This window comes from Pantoea sp. JZ29 (assembly GCF_035190385.1).
Taxonomy (GTDB): domain Bacteria; phylum Pseudomonadota; class Gammaproteobacteria; order Enterobacterales; family Enterobacteriaceae; genus Pantoea; species Pantoea stewartii.
In genome coordinates this window covers 525,143-540,301 of the sequence record NZ_CP045241.1, presented here as the reverse complement: position 1 = coordinate 540,301, position 15,159 = coordinate 525,143, and the positions used below count along the sequence as shown (strand labels likewise).

Annotated in this window: 16 protein-coding genes; 3 read left to right on the top strand and 13 right to left on the bottom strand. The window is 54.7% G+C overall.

Annotation, left to right across the window (positions count from 1 at the left end):
- Positions 1 to 16 precede the first annotated feature (16 nt).
- Entirely contained in the window at positions 17 to 637 is a 621-nt protein-coding gene (gene fklB, locus GC090_RS02610) for a BamJ family beta-barrel-assembly machinery protein (protein WP_006118358.1), read from the bottom strand.
- A 220-nt stretch (positions 638 to 857) separates the two neighbouring features.
- Between fklB and GC090_RS02605 the strand changes: the two genes are divergently transcribed.
- Positions 858 to 1,523, top strand: a complete 666-nt coding sequence (locus GC090_RS02605) for an OapA family protein (RefSeq protein ID WP_317453268.1) — start codon at positions 858 to 860, stop codon at positions 1,521 to 1,523.
- 379 nt (positions 1,524 to 1,902) lie between these two features.
- On the opposite strand, the gene rplI is transcribed toward GC090_RS02605, so the two are convergent.
- The 5 genes from rplI to yjfP form a co-directional block, all read right to left on the bottom strand.
- Positions 1,903 to 2,352, bottom strand: a complete 450-nt coding sequence (gene rplI / locus GC090_RS02600; protein ID WP_006120926.1) for a 50S ribosomal protein L9 — start codon at positions 2,350 to 2,352, stop codon at positions 1,903 to 1,905.
- A 39-nt stretch (positions 2,353 to 2,391) separates the two neighbouring features.
- Positions 2,392 to 2,619: a 30S ribosomal protein S18 gene (gene rpsR / locus GC090_RS02595; protein WP_000135199.1), complete on the bottom strand. Its 228-nt coding sequence runs from the start codon at positions 2,617 to 2,619 to the stop codon at positions 2,392 to 2,394.
- 4 nt (positions 2,620 to 2,623) lie between these two features.
- The gene (gene priB, locus GC090_RS02590; protein ID WP_006120927.1) at positions 2,624 to 2,941 is read right to left on the bottom strand and encodes a primosomal replication protein N; all 318 of its coding nucleotides are present in this window, start codon (positions 2,939 to 2,941) and stop codon (positions 2,624 to 2,626) included.
- 6 nt (positions 2,942 to 2,947) lie between these two features.
- Positions 2,948 to 3,343: a 30S ribosomal protein S6 gene (gene rpsF, locus GC090_RS02585; protein ID WP_006120928.1), complete on the bottom strand. Its 396-nt coding sequence runs from the start codon at positions 3,341 to 3,343 to the stop codon at positions 2,948 to 2,950.
- Between the two features lie 261 nt (positions 3,344 to 3,604).
- On the bottom strand, positions 3,605 to 4,354 hold the full coding sequence (gene yjfP / locus GC090_RS02580) for an esterase (protein WP_006120929.1): 750 nt from the start codon (positions 4,352 to 4,354) through the stop codon (positions 3,605 to 3,607).
- A gap of 154 nt (positions 4,355 to 4,508) precedes the next feature.
- On the opposite strand from yjfP, the gene GC090_RS02575 reads away from it, so the two are divergent.
- The gene (locus GC090_RS02575; RefSeq protein WP_324020798.1) at positions 4,509 to 6,440 is read left to right on the top strand and encodes a methyl-accepting chemotaxis protein; all 1,932 of its coding nucleotides are present in this window, start codon (positions 4,509 to 4,511) and stop codon (positions 6,438 to 6,440) included.
- A 57-nt stretch (positions 6,441 to 6,497) separates the two neighbouring features.
- The gene (bsmA, locus tag GC090_RS02570) at positions 6,498 to 6,824 is read left to right on the top strand and encodes a biofilm peroxide resistance protein BsmA (protein WP_164482619.1); all 327 of its coding nucleotides are present in this window, start codon (positions 6,498 to 6,500) and stop codon (positions 6,822 to 6,824) included.
- Here bsmA and GC090_RS02565 read toward each other — a convergent pair.
- The 7 genes from GC090_RS02565 to hflC all read right to left on the bottom strand — a co-directional run bounded on the left by GC090_RS02565 (position 6,798) and on the right by hflC (position 15,156).
- Positions 6,798 to 8,426, bottom strand: a complete 1,629-nt coding sequence (locus GC090_RS02565; RefSeq protein ID WP_324020796.1) for an isovaleryl-CoA dehydrogenase — start codon at positions 8,424 to 8,426, stop codon at positions 6,798 to 6,800. The genes bsmA and GC090_RS02565 overlap by 27 nt on opposite strands.
- An 85-nt stretch (positions 8,427 to 8,511) precedes the next feature.
- Positions 8,512 to 9,246, bottom strand: a complete 735-nt coding sequence (gene rlmB, locus GC090_RS02560) for a 23S rRNA (guanosine(2251)-2'-O)-methyltransferase RlmB (protein ID WP_033740035.1) — start codon at positions 9,244 to 9,246, stop codon at positions 8,512 to 8,514.
- A 66-nt stretch (positions 9,247 to 9,312) separates the two neighbouring features.
- Positions 9,313 to 11,748, bottom strand: coding sequence for a ribonuclease R (rnr, locus tag GC090_RS02555; protein ID WP_205957035.1), 2,436 nt, complete (start codon positions 11,746 to 11,748; stop codon positions 9,313 to 9,315).
- Between the two features lie 16 nt (positions 11,749 to 11,764).
- On the bottom strand, positions 11,765 to 12,208 hold the full coding sequence (gene nsrR, locus GC090_RS02550; RefSeq protein WP_006120936.1) for a nitric oxide-sensing transcriptional repressor NsrR: 444 nt from the start codon (positions 12,206 to 12,208) through the stop codon (positions 11,765 to 11,767).
- 222 nt (positions 12,209 to 12,430) lie between these two features.
- Positions 12,431 to 13,729: an adenylosuccinate synthase gene (locus tag GC090_RS02545; protein ID WP_033740036.1), complete on the bottom strand. Its 1,299-nt coding sequence runs from the start codon at positions 13,727 to 13,729 to the stop codon at positions 12,431 to 12,433.
- Positions 13,730 to 13,895: 166 nt separating this feature from the next.
- Positions 13,896 to 14,096, bottom strand: coding sequence for a DUF2065 domain-containing protein (locus GC090_RS02540; RefSeq protein ID WP_006120939.1), 201 nt, complete (start codon positions 14,094 to 14,096; stop codon positions 13,896 to 13,898).
- 55 nt (positions 14,097 to 14,151) lie between these two features.
- Complete coding sequence (gene hflC / locus GC090_RS02535) at positions 14,152 to 15,156, bottom strand: protease modulator HflC (RefSeq protein WP_006120940.1); 1,005 nt, start codon at positions 15,154 to 15,156, stop codon at positions 14,152 to 14,154.
- Positions 15,157 to 15,159: the final 3 nt, after the last annotated feature.

The following is a 15,159-nucleotide window of genomic DNA, read 5'->3' as shown; positions in this document are numbered from 1 at the left end:
GCGCCGCCCTTTATCCTTACAGGATTTCCAGTAGCTCAACTTCAAAAATCAGGGTGCTGAATGGCGGGATGGACGCGCCCGCTCCACGCTCGCCGTAGGCGAGGTTGTGGGGAATCACCAGTTCCCACTTTGAGCCAACCGGCATCAGCGTCAGCGCTTCGATCCAGCCCGCAATCACGCCGGTGACCGGGAATTCCGCCGGCTCGCCACGTGCAACAGAGCTGTCAAACACCGTGCCGTCGATCAGTTTACCGGTGTAATGCACGCGTACGCGGTCCTGGCGCGAAGGAATCGGGCCTTCGCCCTGCGTAATCACGCTGAACTGTAAACCTGACTCGGTGCTGCTGACGCCTTCACGCTGAGCATGGTCCTGCAGGAAAGCCTGGCCTTCTGCGGCCATGGCTTCCACGCGCTCACGACGCACGCTTTCCGCACGCTCATGTACTTCACGCAGGGCGCGATGTACCACATCGACAGGCACCGCAGGTGAGTTCCCTTCCAGCGCGTCGCGCAGGCCCGCGAGCAGTGCTTCTGGCTGCAGCCCCTGCAGACCAGATTCCAGCAGCTGCTGGCCAACCTGTAAACCAATACCGTAACTTGCTTGTGCTTCGACGCTGTCGAAAGAAGGGGTAGTCATCTTCGTTCCTTTCACTCTCGGATATAGTAAGACGGGCAGCATAACAGCGCTGGCCGCTGGCGTAAAATCCGCAGCGCTACAGATGACTTTTGTCGGCGAAAGAGAAACAATACGCAGGTCAAATTTACCAATGCTGGCAGGCACTTCGCGTCCACATTGCCCATACTGTATAAGTGACAAGTTCCCCCTTGTCAGTGGCACTATAAGAAAGAGAGAGAATATGGGCCAGATAGCCCCTCGTCGCCGCAGGACGCATGCACTGCGTATTTTAACCCGGTTACAGAACTTACTGCCGCAACGAACGCGGTCGCAAGGTGCCGGAGCGGAGGAACCCGATATGACTTCAGACGTCCCGTCTCGCCTGCCCAACTGGCTGTATCGCCTCTGGCATTTTACAGACGATATTCGCTGGATGGACCCGCTCCCGGCTTTCCACCGTCGGGGGATCGTCATTGCCGTCATCGTACTGCTGCTGGCCTTTCTCTGGCCCTCCAGCACGCCGCAGTATCCGGTCGAACGGCCTGTGACACCTTCGGCCGAAAAAGACGTGCCGATGCAGGCGGATATCTACGATAACAAACCGTCTCGCTCCTCTGCCCAATCCGAACCGAAGGCGGACACGCAGGGTGACTGGCACAGCTATCAGATTGCCGCCGGACAAACGCTGGCACAGCTGTTCCGCGACAATAATCTGCCGGTCAATGATGTGTTTGCCATGGCACGCGTTGAGGGCAACGATCAGCCGCTCAGTACGCTGAAGCAGGGGCAGCAGGTGAAGATCCGGCGGGATGCGAATGGCGTCGTTACAGGCTTAACGCTGGAAGGCGCTAACGGTCCCGTCCTGTTTACCCGCCAGCCGGACGGCAGCTTTTTACGTGTAGAATAAGTCCTCCCCGGTGGCGGTCCGTCACCGGTTGCGCCCTTCATGGCCGTCATTTTATTTGCCCGCCCGGTTTCCGGGCTGACCAACCGCAACACAAGCGGATAGCCGCGTCAGCACAGATGACGGAGTGTGGTCGGTGATGTCGCGTCGTCACCCTGATGCGCTGAGGGTTTAGCCGCACATATCATCGTCACCTTTTAATCGGCAAACAGCGCGTTAATCGCATGAGGATCGGGCTGTCCGGTACGCCTTTATGTGATGGTGAAGATGCGGGTGCCGGTGAAGAGGGATGGGGCCGGGCAGAAAAAGAAAGGGTGTTAACGACTGAAAACAAAAACGCCGACACAAGTGTCGGCGTTCAGGTGCGGCAGGCTAATAAAAATTAACCTGCAACCACGTTCACGATCAGTTTCGCGAATACTTCGCTGTGAACCTGGAAGTCCACTTCGTGCTCACCGGTGGTGCGCAGAACGCCGTTCGGTAAACGAACTTCGCTCTTAGCAACGTCAACGCCAGCTGCAGTAACAGCGTCAGCGATGTCGCGGGTACCGATGGAACCGAACAGTTTACCTTCATCGCCTGCTTTAGACGTGATGGTAACAGTGCCCAGTGCGTTGATTTTTTCTGCGCGCGCGTTAGATGCTGCCAGAACGTCAGCCAGTTTGGCTTCCAGTTCTGCACGGCGTGCTTCGAAGAATTCAACGTTTTTCTTGGTAGCAGGAACAGCTTTACCCTGTGGAACCAGGAAGTTACGAGCGTAGCCCGCTTTAACGTTAACCTGATCACCCAGGCTGCCCAGGTTTGCTACTTTATCAAGCAGAATAACTTGCATTACCTTATCCTCTTAAAGTCGTTAATGGACAGTTGCCGATTACTGATGACGATCAGTGTACGGCAGCAGAGACAGGTAACGCGCGCGCTTGATAGCACGAGCCAGCTGACGCTGGTATTTTGCGCGAGTACCAGTGATACGGCTTGGTACAATCTTGCCGCTTTCAGTGATGTAGTTTTTCAGCGTTGCGATATCTTTATAATCGATCTCTTGAACGCCTTCCGCGGTGAAACGGCAGAACTTGCGACGACGGAAATAACGTGCCATTTGGCTAGTCTCCAGAATCTATCAATTCAATCTGCTCGGCATGTAACACCATTTTACTCTGACCATTTCGCGCCTGATGGCAGCTAATAAAGCCTTCGAGAATGAGTTGCGTGCCGACCGTTATATGTTGAGTAATCACCTGATGGGCGCTGCCGCTAAGAATAACAGGCATTCGACACCAGGCTTGCCGGTGAAATCCGGCTTCCATCTGCACCGAGTTGTGCTCAAGCACGAACTGACAGTGCGGAATTCCTGACGGGCTAATTTTTCGAACTGGCGTCTTACACACGGTGCCAGACAGGCGCAGCCGATTAACCGTCACGATGGATTACTCTTCAGAATCCCCAGCATCTGAGTCATCAGCGGATTCGTTAGCAAAATCTTCGCGGCGCTCACGACGCTCGTCTTTCGCTTTAACCATCGGTGATGCTTCAGTTACCGCGTTTTTAACGCGCATAACCATGCTGCGGATAACGGCGTCGTTGAAGCGGAAGTTCGTTTCCAGCTCGTCAATCACTTCCTGCGGCGCTTCTACGTTCATCAGAACATAGTGTGCTTTGTGCAGTTTGTTGATTGGGTAAGCCAGCTGACGGCGGCCCCAGTCTTCCAGACGGTGGATCGTGCCTTCTGCACCAGTGATAGCACCAGTGTAACGCTCGATCATGCCAGGAACCTGTTCGCTCTGGTCAGGATGAACCATAAATACGATTTCGTAATGACGCATCGAAATTGCTCCTTACGGATTATTCAGCCTCCTGTCAGGGTCAGCTGCGGCCCACGGAAGCAAGGAACGTTATAGGTTGTGAATCACCGAAATGACACACACCTCTGAATGCAGCTGAAAAATTGACGCGTAATCATACTGGCGTGGGCGGACAAACTCAAGCGGGGATTTCATTTAAATCGGCGGGAGACCGCCCCGCTCCCGCGCTTATGTGTGAAAAGCAAGCAAGGTCCAAAGCAAGAGGGCGGTTTCGTTAACGGATCAGAGTTGACGCTTAAAAAAGCTGACCAGCGCGGTCAGACCTGACGGCGTAATTTTATGTCCGATATGCGTTTCGGACAGCGTGGTCAGGTGGGCATCAAGCCCCTTTTCGCGTAATGCCCGATCCAGGCGCTGAGTTTCAGCAAAAGGCACCACTTCATCGGCATCACCGTGCCACAACAAAAGTGGCCGGTTCGCCAGGTTCTGCAGCCGGGCAGAAGGATCATAGTCCGCCAGCGATGCCATACGTGCTGTGAACTGGGCTTTCTGTTCTTCGTTCGTTACCACCACAGGCGGAAACAACGTATGACTGAGCTGCATAAAGTAGCCTGACCCCATCATGCAGGCAACGCTGTGGATGTGTGAATAGCGCGCCATAATCCCCAGCGCCGTCATGCCTCCCATTGAGGCGCCAGCAACGGCAAAGCGCGCATCGGCAATCAGATCGTCGGCACGTAAGGCGGCCTCGATAGCCGGAAATTCATCAATGTTCTGTTTGAGGATGTCCCAGAAATGGCGCAACCGCGTCTCGGCATCACCGTTATAACGCGCACCATGCATGTCGGCATCGGGCATAACGGCACGGAAGCCTGCCTGCGCCAGCGCAACGGCAAAGTAAGCGTACACCTCTTTGGATGAGGTAAACCCGTGATAGAAAACGAGGGTGGGTAAACGCTGGCGACGCTGACCCGCAGGCGCAGCATGCAGGCACTCGATTCCTGCAAACCTTTCCGTGGTGAGCTCAATCATTTTTTCTCCTCTCCGACGACAAATTGAGACGACATATTAGGGGTTTAATGTAATTCCGCGCTTCACAACATCATAAAGGCAATAATTTCTTAACTAAACATTTGCGCCGCGCTGCCGTTGTTAGTGCATATTTGACAAAAAATAAAGGTACTTTATGAAACGTTTCTCTCTCAGCAGAACAAGCCTTGGAGTGAAGCTGTGCGCCATAACTTCAGTAAGTGTAGGCGTTTTATTGTTAGTTTTGACGCTGATTCAAAGTCAAAATGCTTCACGCCAGTTGGAAAGTCTCGCCATGGATGACATGGTCAATCAGGTGCAGGGCATTACTGAAATGGCGTCCATGTTTAACGCGACGCTGACGCAGGAAGTGGGCAATTATACTCAACTGTTTGTCAGCTTTTTGCCTAAGCGTTTCAGCCGCGATGAAACTTCACGTATTCAGGTGGGCGAGTTTTTAACACCGACTCTGCGGGCCGGGCTCAAAACGCTGAACCTCGATCAAATTGCCGTAGATGATTTTACGGATCGTACGTCGGCCGTCGCCACCATCTTTGTGCGTGATGGTGATAATTTCATTCGTGTTTCCACCTCGCTGAAAAAAGAAGATGGCAGCCGGGCCATTGGCACCCAGCTTGATCGGACCAGTGGGGCCTGGAAAAAAGTGACGCAAGGCGAGATCTACCGTGGACTGGCCACCCTGTTTGGTCACCGTTATATCACGCAGTATCAGCCCGTTAAAGACGACAGCGGTACCGTGATTGCCATTATTTTTGTTGGCGTACAGATCGATAAACAGTACGGCCTGATGCGCGAAAAAGTGCTGGCACGTCGTCTGGGCGACAGTGGGCATTTCTACGTGTTAAACGGCACGCCAGGTGCTATGCAGGGGCAGTACCTGTTTGATAAACAGGCTGAAGGTAAACGTCCCGACTGGCAGGAGGGCGTGCTGAACGCGATGCTGACGCAGCCTGAGGGCGTACAGCAAGCCGATATTGATGGGGAAACCAAAATGCTGGCCTGGCAACAGTTGCCTGGCTGGAACTGGATTGTGGTCGGTGAGGTCAACCGCGACAGCCTGCTGGCACCGGTGATTCACAGCCGCAATATGTTCCTCATAACCGGCCTGATTCTGGTCTTGCTGTTTGCGCCGTGTTTTGTCTGGTACAGCCGTCGTGCCATTACGCGTCCGTTACAGCAGGTCATCCATTTGGCTGAGCAATACGCGGCCGGCAACTTACTGGTTCATCTGGCTACGACGCGCCACGATGAAGTGGGTCAGTTGATTAATGCCATTAACGGGATTGGCGAAGGGCTGGAGAAAATAGTCGCGCAGGTTCGCCGTGCCGCGCAGGAAATCAGCGATGGCACGGATACCATTGCCGCCAGCAGTCACAACATCAGTGAGCAAATTGGGCGCCAGGCAAGCAGCGTTGAAGAGACATCGGCCAGCATGGAGCAGTTTGGTGCGACCGTTGAGCATACCGCCGACAGCCTGCGTCAGGCCATGTCGCTGGTGGCCGAGGCCAGCAGTATCGTGGATAACGGCAACCAGACGGTCACCCGTTCGGTCAACACCATGTCCGCCATTAACGTTTCGTCGCAGAGCATCGCTGACATTACGCACGTTATTGAGTCCATTGCCTTCCAGACCAATATTCTGGCGCTGAACGCCGCGGTTGAAGCCGCCCGGGCGGGTGAGCACGGGCGCGGCTTCGCCGTCGTTGCCGCCGAAGTACGGGCGCTGGCACAGCGTTCCGCGCAGGCAGCAAAAGAAATTGATACGTTGATTGCGACCTCAATACGTCATGTTGCTGAAGGCCATGCATTGTCGGAACAAACCCGCGATGCGATGAGCGAAATTGTGATGCATATTGAGCAGGTTCAGGCGTTAATGGGTGAAATTAACGTCGCCGCACAACAGCAAACGGCCGGCATTGGCCAGGTTAACCTGGCGATGAATCAGATTAGCCAGGCCACGCATCAGAACAGTGAACTGGTTACGCAGGCAGAACAGACAGCCCAGAGCCTGAGTGATAAAGGCCACCACCTGACGCAGCTTGTCAGCGTTTTCTCGATTAAGTCGTGATGATCGTGGGGCGGTAGCTTACACTTATCTTGTTAAGGTGACTCTCAAGGATTAGCTATGCGTTATGTTGTGTTACTGACGTTGAGTCTGTTGTTGAGTAGCTGCACGGCGTTTCAGGAGACGCCGAAAGCCCCGCCCGCGCCAACGGCTCAGGCGCAGTCGATTACCCGCGCGCAAAGCTATGGTTTACCGAAGCTCGGTACGATTAGCGCCAGCGTGAGAGGCTCACCGGATGACGCGGAGCGGGCGATTGCTGCGCGCGCGAATCAGGCAGGCGCCGTTTATTATCAGATTCTGATGGTCGACGAAACGATAACGCCTGGCATCTGGTATACCACCGCGATCCTCTACGGTGCCTCACCGGCCGCTGGCACGCGCCAGTAGGCGATTGGCCAGTGCCGCATCGATAGTGGGGTCGCCCCGCGTATCCAGCCACTGGCCGCACCAGGCATCCGCCAGTCGCGGTTCAGCGTGGCGTAACAGTTGAACCGCTGTGGCCAACTGCAGGATGTCCTGTGTTAACGTCCGCGCCTGGGCTTCATCGTGTTTGCCAAGGCGCAGCTTCAGTTGACGCCAGCGTCTGTCGAAGTGGCGGTTAACGCCCTTTACCTCATCACATTCCCGAATTAACGCCTCCACGATACCGCTCTTTTTGCTTATCACACGCAGAACATCCAGACACATCACATTGCCTGAGCCTTCCCAGATGCTGTTAACGGGCATATCACGGTAAAGCCGGGGCAGTTCGCTTTCCTCGCAGTAGCCATTTCCTCCCAGCATTTCCATGGATTCCGCTACAAACGGCATGCCCGCTTTGCAAATCACAAACTTCGCCGCGGGGGTTAACAGCCGGGCAAACGCCGCCTGATTCGCGTCATCCGCCTGCGACCAGGCACGCGCCAGCCGCATCAGTAAGGCCGTTTGCCCTTCCAGTTGTAGCGCCTGACGCGCTAACACCTGACGCATCAGGGGCTGATCCACCAGATTTTTTCCCATCACCTGGCGCTGGTGGGCATGGTAAAGGGCGACGGAGAAGGCCCGGCGCATTTGTCCGTGGCTGCCCAGCGCACAGTCAAAGCGCGTCATGCCGGCCATTTTCAGGATCAGGCGCACGCCTTCGCCCTCTTCACCCAGCAGCCAGCCGGTTGCGTCTTTGAACTCCACTTCACTACTGGCATTGGCGCGGTTACCGAGTTTGTCTTTTAAGCGCTCAATGAAAATGGCGTTATGTGACCCATCCGGCAGCAGGCGAGGCAGAAAGAAACAGCTGAGTCCCTGCTGAGTTTGCGCCAGGATGAGGTGGGCATCGCTTTGCGGTACAGAGAAAAACCATTTATGGCCGATGAGGCGATACGCTTCGCCACTTCCCCGTCCCTGCAGCGGCTCTGCGCGCGTGGTATTCGTCAGCACATCGCTGCCGCCCTGCTTTTCAGTCATCCCCATGCCGATCAACAGTCCACGCTTCTGATCGCCCGGCATCGCATGTGTGTCGTAACGATCGCTGAGTAATGGCTCAAGCCAGCCCCGAAACGCGGTGGGCAGATAGCGTTGCAGCAAGGGAATCGCGGCGTGCGTCATCGTCACCGGGCAAAGCGTGCCAGCCTCAACCTGGGCATGCAAAATAAACCGGGCCGCGCGCGCCACGCTGGCGTTTGGCTGTACATCAGGCTGCCAGCTGAGGTTATGCAGACGGCTGCTGCACACGCCCTGCATCAGCAGATGCCAGGCAGGATGAAAGCGCACGTCATCCACTCTTACGCCGCGCGCATCATAGCGGTGAAGTTCAGGAGGACAGGTATTCGCAAGCCGCCCCAGCTCCAGCGACTCTGCACTGCCCAGTTGACTGCCTACCGATGCCAGCCAGTCGCTGTCCCATCCGCCGCCTTCACGCAACAGCGCGTCACATAACGGCACGTCAGACAGAAACAGGTTGCTGTTACTGAGAGGAAAAGGTTGATTAAACACGGTGTGAGTTGTCCAGGTCATAACGGCTCCTCGCGGATATCACTCACTCAGTATGTAAGGTGAGTGGCCATTATGACCGGACAGAAAACCTAATTTGCGGCGGCGATCACGCGTTGCGCTGACGCACCGCCTCAAACAAACAGACGCCCGTTGCGACTGAAACATTGAGCGAGGAAACGCTTCCTGCCATTGGAATGCTGATCAGTTCGTCACAGTGCTCACGTGTCAGGCGGCGCATGCCTTCGCCTTCCGCGCCCATGACCAGCGCCATCGGGCCTGTCATCTTACTTTGATAAACGGTGTGGTCGGCTTCACCAGCGGTACCCACAACCCAGATGTGATATTCCTGTAGCAGACGTAAGGTACGCGCCAGATTCGTGACCCTGATTAACGGGATGTTTTCCGCTGCACCGCTGGCCACTTTTTTAGCGGTTGCGTTCAGGGGCGCAGAGCGATCTTTCGGCACGATAACGGCATGTACGCCCGCCGCGTCGGCACTGCGCAGGCAGGCACCCAGGTTATGCGGATCGGTGACGCCGTCCAGCACCAGCAGGAAGGGTTTCTCCAGGCTCTGCAGCAGATCCGGCAGATCGCCCTCCTGATACTGCCGACCCGGCTTAACACGTGCCACGATGCCCTGATGTACGCCGCCTTCGACCTGGCTGTCCAGCCATTTGCGGTCGGCCAGCTGAATGACGATCCCTTGAGCTTCCAGCGCGGTCACCAGCGGTTGCAGGCGACGATCGTCGCGGCCTTTGAGAATAAAGACTTCCTGGAAACGTTGTGGGTCACGTTCCAGCAACGCCTGCACGGCATGGATACCAAAAATAATTTCGCTCATCAATCTGCTCAGTGGTTGGAAATAAATGGATAACAGCCCCTGCGCGAACGCAGAGGCCTGGGCGCATCAGGCAGGCTTCGCCTTCTTCGCGGCGCGCTTCGCCTTAGTGGCGGCGGCGATTTTACGGGTTTTCTCCGAAACTTTTTTACTTTTTTTCTCAGTCTTTGCCGCAGCAGGCTTGCTGCTACTCTTGCGGAAAGCGGAATCCGGTTCAAAGTTGGTTTTACGGCTGGCCTGGCGGCGGCGTTTGGTTGGTGCTTTACCGTCCCGCTTCGCCTTGTCACGTTCGGTTTTCCCTTCGCCGCGCACCTGACGCTTGCTGGAGATCAACGCAAAGTCAATCTTGCGCTCGTCCATATGGACCGCTTCAACACGCACTTCAACCGCATCACCTAAGCGATACGTGCGCCCACCGGATTCACCGATCAACCGCTGCCCCACCGGATCAAAGCGGTAGTAATCATTGTCCAGTGTCGACACATGCACCAGGCCGTCGATAAACAGCTCGCTGAGACGGACAAAGAAGCCAAAGCCGGTAACGCTGGAGATGACACCATTGAAGACATTACCGACCTGATCCTGCATAAAGTCACATTTCAGCCAGTCGGCGACATCGCGGGTGGCTTCGTCGGCACGACGCTCGGTCATGGAACAGTGCTGGCCCAGTTGCAGCATCTGCTGCATATCGTAGTGATAACCGCCCGTGGGTGTCGTCAGGCCTTTCACGTCGCCCTGCTCTTTAGCCAGCAAATACTTGATGGCGCGGTGCAGGAGTAAATCCGGATAACGGCGAATGGGTGAAGTGAAGTGAGCATATGACGCCAGCGCCAGGCCAAAGTGCCCACGGTTTTCCGGGTCGTACACCGCCTGTTTCATGGAGCGCAGCAGCATGGTTTGCAGCATTTCCGCATCCGGACGATCGGCAACCTGCTCCAGCAACGCGGCGTAGTCGACAGGCTGCGGTTTATTGCCTCCAGGCAGACTCAGGCCAAGTTCATTTAATACGGTGCGGAAACTTTTGATGCTGTCGTCGCTGGGGCGATCGTGATCGCGGAACAGCGCAGGCTCCTGATTCTTCTCCACGAAGCGGGCAGAAGCAATGTTTGCCAGAATCATGCACTCTTCAATCAGCTTGTGGGCGTCATTGCGCGAGGTGCGTTCAACGCGTTCGATGCGGCGTTCAGCGTTGAAAATAAACTTCGCTTCTTCTGTCTCAAAGGAGATACCACCCCGTTCTTCGCGGGCGGTTTCCAGCACCTGGTACATGTTGTGCAGTTCCTGCAGGTCTTTGACCAGCGGCGCGTACTGCTCACACAGCTCCGGGTTGCCTTGCAGAATATTCCACACTTTGGTGTAGGTCAGACGCGCATGGGAGTTCATCACCGCTTCATAGTGTTTGAAGCCGGTGAGTTTACCTTTTGCCGATACGGTCATTTCGCACACCATACACAGGCGATCGACCTGAGGATTCAGCGAGCACAAGCCGTTCGACAGCACTTCCGGCAGCATTGGCACTACCTGCGAAGGGAAATATACCGATGTCCCGCGCTGCTGTGCTTCGTTATCCAGCGGTGTGCCGGGGCGAACATAGTAACTGACGTCCGCAATGGCCACCCACAGACGCCAGCCACCTCCGCGCTTTTTCTCGCAGTAAACCGCATCATCAAAATCGCGGGCATCCTCACCGTCGATAGTGACTAACGGCAACTGGCGCAGATCGACCCGGCCTTTTTTCGCCGACTCGGGCACCTCTTCACTCAGCTTGCTCACCTGAGCTTCAACCTCTGGCGGCCAGCTGTGCGGAATTTCATGGGTGCGCAGCGCCATATCCACGGCCAGGCTGGTGCCCATATCATCGCCCAGAATCTCGGCGATTTTACCGATTGCCTTCGAACGGCGGGTTGGACGTTGTAAAAGCTCAACGACCACGACGGACCCCATGCGGGCATTCATGGTTTCTTCAGGCCCGATCAGAATATCGAAGCTCAGACGACTGTCGTCGGGCACAACAAAGCCGACGCCGGCATCGGTGAAATAACGGCCGACGATTTGATTATTGCGCGGTTCCTGAACCCGAACGACACGCGCTTCGCGGCGACCTTTCCGATCGGCCCCCAGCGGTTGCGCCAGGATGACATCGCCATGCATACAAAATTTCATCTGTTCGGCAGAAAGATACAGATCGTCTTTTTGCCCTTCAACGCGTAAAAAGCCATAGCCATCGCGATGACCAATGACCTTTCCACGCAGCAGATCAAGACGTTCAGGCAGGGCATAACACTGGCGGCGGGTGAAAACTAACTGGCCATCACGTTCCATTGCACGTAAACGACGGCGTAAGGCTTCGAGGTGCTCTTCTTCCTGCAAATTCATTTCTTGTGCCAGCTCTTCGCGGCTGGCGGGTTTTTCGCGTTTTTCTAATAAAGCCAGAATAAATTCACGGCTTGGAATAGGGTTTTCGTACTTTTCAGCTTCTCTGTCCAGAAAAGGATCTTTTGACATTACGGTTCCTCCGATGTCATTGAGTATTCATTGCCACCGGCGGTTCAGACAATACAATTTCATATAAAGGCGTATTACCTTCCACTAAATCTGCCAGCGTATAGCCGTCCAGTTCTTTTAAAAATAACTGCACGGCATCATGTAAGGCCTGCTTAAGGCGACAGGCAGGCGTGATAGAGCACCGGGCGCAGTCAACCAACTGCAAAGGTTCCATTTTGCGAACCACATCACCAATGATGATATTTCCCGGAGGCATTCCCAGACGAATGCCCCCATTTTTGCCACGTATGGCCGCAACAAACCCAGCACGACTAAGTTGATTGATAATTTTGACCATATGATTACGCGACACGCCATACGTATCGGTGACCTCTGTAATACTGGTTAGTCTGCCTTCCGGCAGCGTGGCCATATAAATCAACGCCCTCAGGCCGTAGTCGGTAAAACTTGTTAGCTGCACAGTGACCTCAGTCAATCATTCGGTGGCACCTGTATGCTCGCCCGTCCTGCTGTTTATTTCAATATTGAACTGGTTCTGACGTATTTCGCTACGATGATAAACCAGAGTGTTGGCGGCTGTGTATTTTTTTCAGCCAGTGTAGAGTTGGACAAGCGAAGGGAATTTTAGTGGCATTAAATCACATAAAAAACAAAGGCCGGACATTGTCCGGCCAGATGATGATTACGCGCTGAATGGGTCACGCAGAATCATTGTCTCGCTACGATCAGGGCCGGTTGAAATAATATCAATCGGAACACCGGTCACTTCTTCTACACGTTTGATGTAGTTGCGCGCCGCCTGAGGCAGGCCTTCCAGCGTTTTAACGCCAAAAGTGGTTTCGCTCCAGCCCGGCAGGGTTTCATAGATCGGCTCAATGCCTTCCCAGTTCTCAGCAGCCAGCGGCGTAGTGGTGACTTCACTGCCGTCAGGCATGCGATAAGCCACGCAAATTTTTACTTCTTTCAGACCATCCAGTACGTCCAGCTTGGTCATACAGAAACCAGACAGTGAGTTGATCTGCACCGCACGGCGGACCGCAACGGCATCCAGCCAGCCCGTACGACGGCGGCGGCCTGTAGTGGCACCAAATTCGTTACCTTGCTTGCAAAGGAACTCACCGGTTTCATCGAACAGCTCGGTAGGGAACGGACCCGCACCCACACGCGTTGAGTAGGCTTTAACAATACCCAGTACGTAATCGACAAAACGCGGGCCGATACCTGAGCCTGTCGCCACACCACCGGCGGTGGTGTTGGACGAGGTCACATAAGGATAGGTACCGTGATCGATATCCAGCAGTGTTCCCTGCGCGCCTTCAAACATAATCAGATCGCCACGCTTACGCGCCGTATCCAGCAGTTCAGACACATCGACCACCATGCCGGTCAGAATGTCGGCAACCGCCATGACATCGTTCAGCACTTTATCGTAGTCGACGGCTTCTTCTTTGTAATAATTCACCAGCTGGAAGTTATAGAGATCCATCACTTCTTTCAGCTTGGCAGCAAAGGTTTCTTTGTTGAACAGGTCGCTGACGCGCAGTGCACGACGGGCAACTTTGTCTTCGTAAGCCGGTCCGATGCCACGGCCCGTCGTCCCGATCGCTTTTGCACCGCGCGCTTTTTCGCGCGCCATGTCCATGGCGACATGGTATTGCAGGATCAGCGGACAGGCTTCAGAAATCAGCAGACGTTCGCGTACGGGAATCCCACGCTCTTCCAGGCCTTTCATCTCTTTCATCAATGCTTCAGGAGAGAGAACCACGCCATTACCAATGATGCTGGTAACGTTATCACGCAGGATGCCAGAAGGGATTAAGTGGAGAACGGTTTTTTCACCGTTGATGACAAGTGTATGGCCCGCATTGTGGCCGCCTTGATAACGCACCACGTAGTTAGCGCGCTCAGTCAGAAGGTCTACAATCTTACCTTTACCTTCGTCACCCCATTGGGTGCCCAGTACGACGACGTTCTTACCCATTTCTCAAAATCACCGATTGCTTAAAAAAGGATTCTACCATCTGATTTTATGGTTTTCAGCACTTTTAGCACACGATTGCGCGCTTTTTTGCCTGCGTTTTGATCACTACTACATCCAGGGGGTAAACACGACTTCAGATACCACACAGATGGCGAGCGCCACCTTATCAGGCTTCGCCATGCAGCCGCAGCATGCAGTAAATCACCACGCCGGCGACCACTAATCCCCCACCAAAACGGTGTAAAAGCCGATCGGGCAACTGGGTCATGCTCAACACTACGCGCCGCCACAGCCGTGGCATAAACATCGGCCCCAGTCCCTCAAGCACTAAAACCAATGCCAGTGCCATCCAGATATTTACGTTCATTCCGCATCCAAAAAAAAGGCCGACAACATTGTCGGCCTGTCAGTTATATCAGTTCTTAGCGCGTGGCGTTAGACGGTGCCTTCATATAGCGGAAGAAGTCACTGTCCGGGCTCAACACCATCACGTCCTGATTTTCGTTGAAGCTGTTTTCATAAGCACGCAGGCTGCGGATAAAGGCGTAGAAATCCGGATCCTGACTGAAAGCATTCGCAAACAGTTTTGCCGCTTCTGCATCGCCATCACCGCGGGTAATCAGGGCTTCACGCTGGGCTTCTGCCAGCGTACGGGTAACCTGATAGTCAGCCTGAGCACGCAGTTTTTCCGCCTCTTCCTGTCCCTGTGAACGCTGGCTACGCGCAACCGCTTCACGCTCGGCGCGCATACGGTTAAAGATCGCATCTGAGACTTCCGTCGGCAGATTGATCTGCTTGATCCGCACGTCAACAACCTGAATCCCTAACGCCGCCATACTGTTTGGATTTGGCGCAGGTTCACTGCTGTTGGTTTCCCGTTCAACCCGGGCCGCTGCGCTGGCGATAGCATCATCTGCGGCTGGCGTAGACACGTCATCGTCACCGCCTGCCGTACCGGTATTCAGCGCATCACGGACATCCGTGGTCAAACGACCACGAGAATCGGTCACGATGTCTTTCACGTCGAGACGGCCCATTTCTGAACGTAAACGGTCACTGAATTTACGCTTCAGCAGCACTTCGGCCTGAGACACATCCCCACCACCGGTTGCCAGGTAGTAGCGACTGAAATCGCTGATGCGCCACTTAATGTAAGAGTCGACAATCAGATCTTTCTTCTCTTTGGTCACGAAGCGATCGGCCTGGTTATCCATGGTCTGGATACGCGCATCCAGCATTTTAACCGTTTCGATAAACGGAATCTTGAAATGCAGACCCGGTGCAAAAACCTGAGGCTTGTTTTCGCTGTCGCGCAGGACTTTACCAAAGCGCAGGACAATACCGCGCTCACCTTCCTGTACCACGAAGAGCGACGCATAAATGGCGACCAACGCGATAATAATGACAACTATGACTGGCTTACGCATTGA

What these genes read in the sequence shown, in the direction of transcription:
- fklB (WP_006118358.1), bottom strand. Translation starts at nt 637, where the DNA reads ATGACTACCCCTTCTTTCGACAGCGTCGAAGCACAAGCAAGTTACGGT.
- hflC (WP_006120940.1), bottom strand. Translation starts at nt 15,156, where the DNA reads ATGCGTAAGCCAGTCATAGTTGTCATTATTATCGCGTTGGTCGCCATT.
- bsmA (WP_164482619.1), top strand. Translation starts at nt 6,498, where the DNA reads ATGCGTTATGTTGTGTTACTGACGTTGAGTCTGTTGTTGAGTAGCTGC.
- rpsF (WP_006120928.1), bottom strand. Translation starts at nt 3,343, where the DNA reads ATGCGTCATTACGAAATCGTATTTATGGTTCATCCTGACCAGAGCGAA.
- GC090_RS02540 (WP_006120939.1), bottom strand. Translation starts at nt 14,096, where the DNA reads ATGAACGTAAATATCTGGATGGCACTGGCATTGGTTTTAGTGCTTGAG.
- GC090_RS02575 (WP_324020798.1), top strand. Translation starts at nt 4,509, where the DNA reads ATGAAACGTTTCTCTCTCAGCAGAACAAGCCTTGGAGTGAAGCTGTGC.
- rnr (WP_205957035.1), bottom strand. Translation starts at nt 11,748, where the DNA reads ATGTCAAAAGATCCTTTTCTGGACAGAGAAGCTGAAAAGTACGAAAAC.
- rpsR (WP_000135199.1), bottom strand. Translation starts at nt 2,619, where the DNA reads ATGGCACGTTATTTCCGTCGTCGCAAGTTCTGCCGTTTCACCGCGGAA.
- GC090_RS02605 (WP_317453268.1), top strand. Translation starts at nt 858, where the DNA reads ATGGGCCAGATAGCCCCTCGTCGCCGCAGGACGCATGCACTGCGTATT.
- rplI (WP_006120926.1), bottom strand. Translation starts at nt 2,352, where the DNA reads ATGCAAGTTATTCTGCTTGATAAAGTAGCAAACCTGGGCAGCCTGGGT.
- GC090_RS02545 (WP_033740036.1), bottom strand. Translation starts at nt 13,729, where the DNA reads ATGGGTAAGAACGTCGTCGTACTGGGCACCCAATGGGGTGACGAAGGT.
- GC090_RS02565 (WP_324020796.1), bottom strand. Translation starts at nt 8,426, where the DNA reads ATGACCTGGACAACTCACACCGTGTTTAATCAACCTTTTCCTCTCAGT.
- rlmB (WP_033740035.1), bottom strand. Translation starts at nt 9,246, where the DNA reads ATGAGCGAAATTATTTTTGGTATCCATGCCGTGCAGGCGTTGCTGGAA.
- yjfP (WP_006120929.1), bottom strand. Translation starts at nt 4,354, where the DNA reads ATGATTGAGCTCACCACGGAAAGGTTTGCAGGAATCGAGTGCCTGCAT.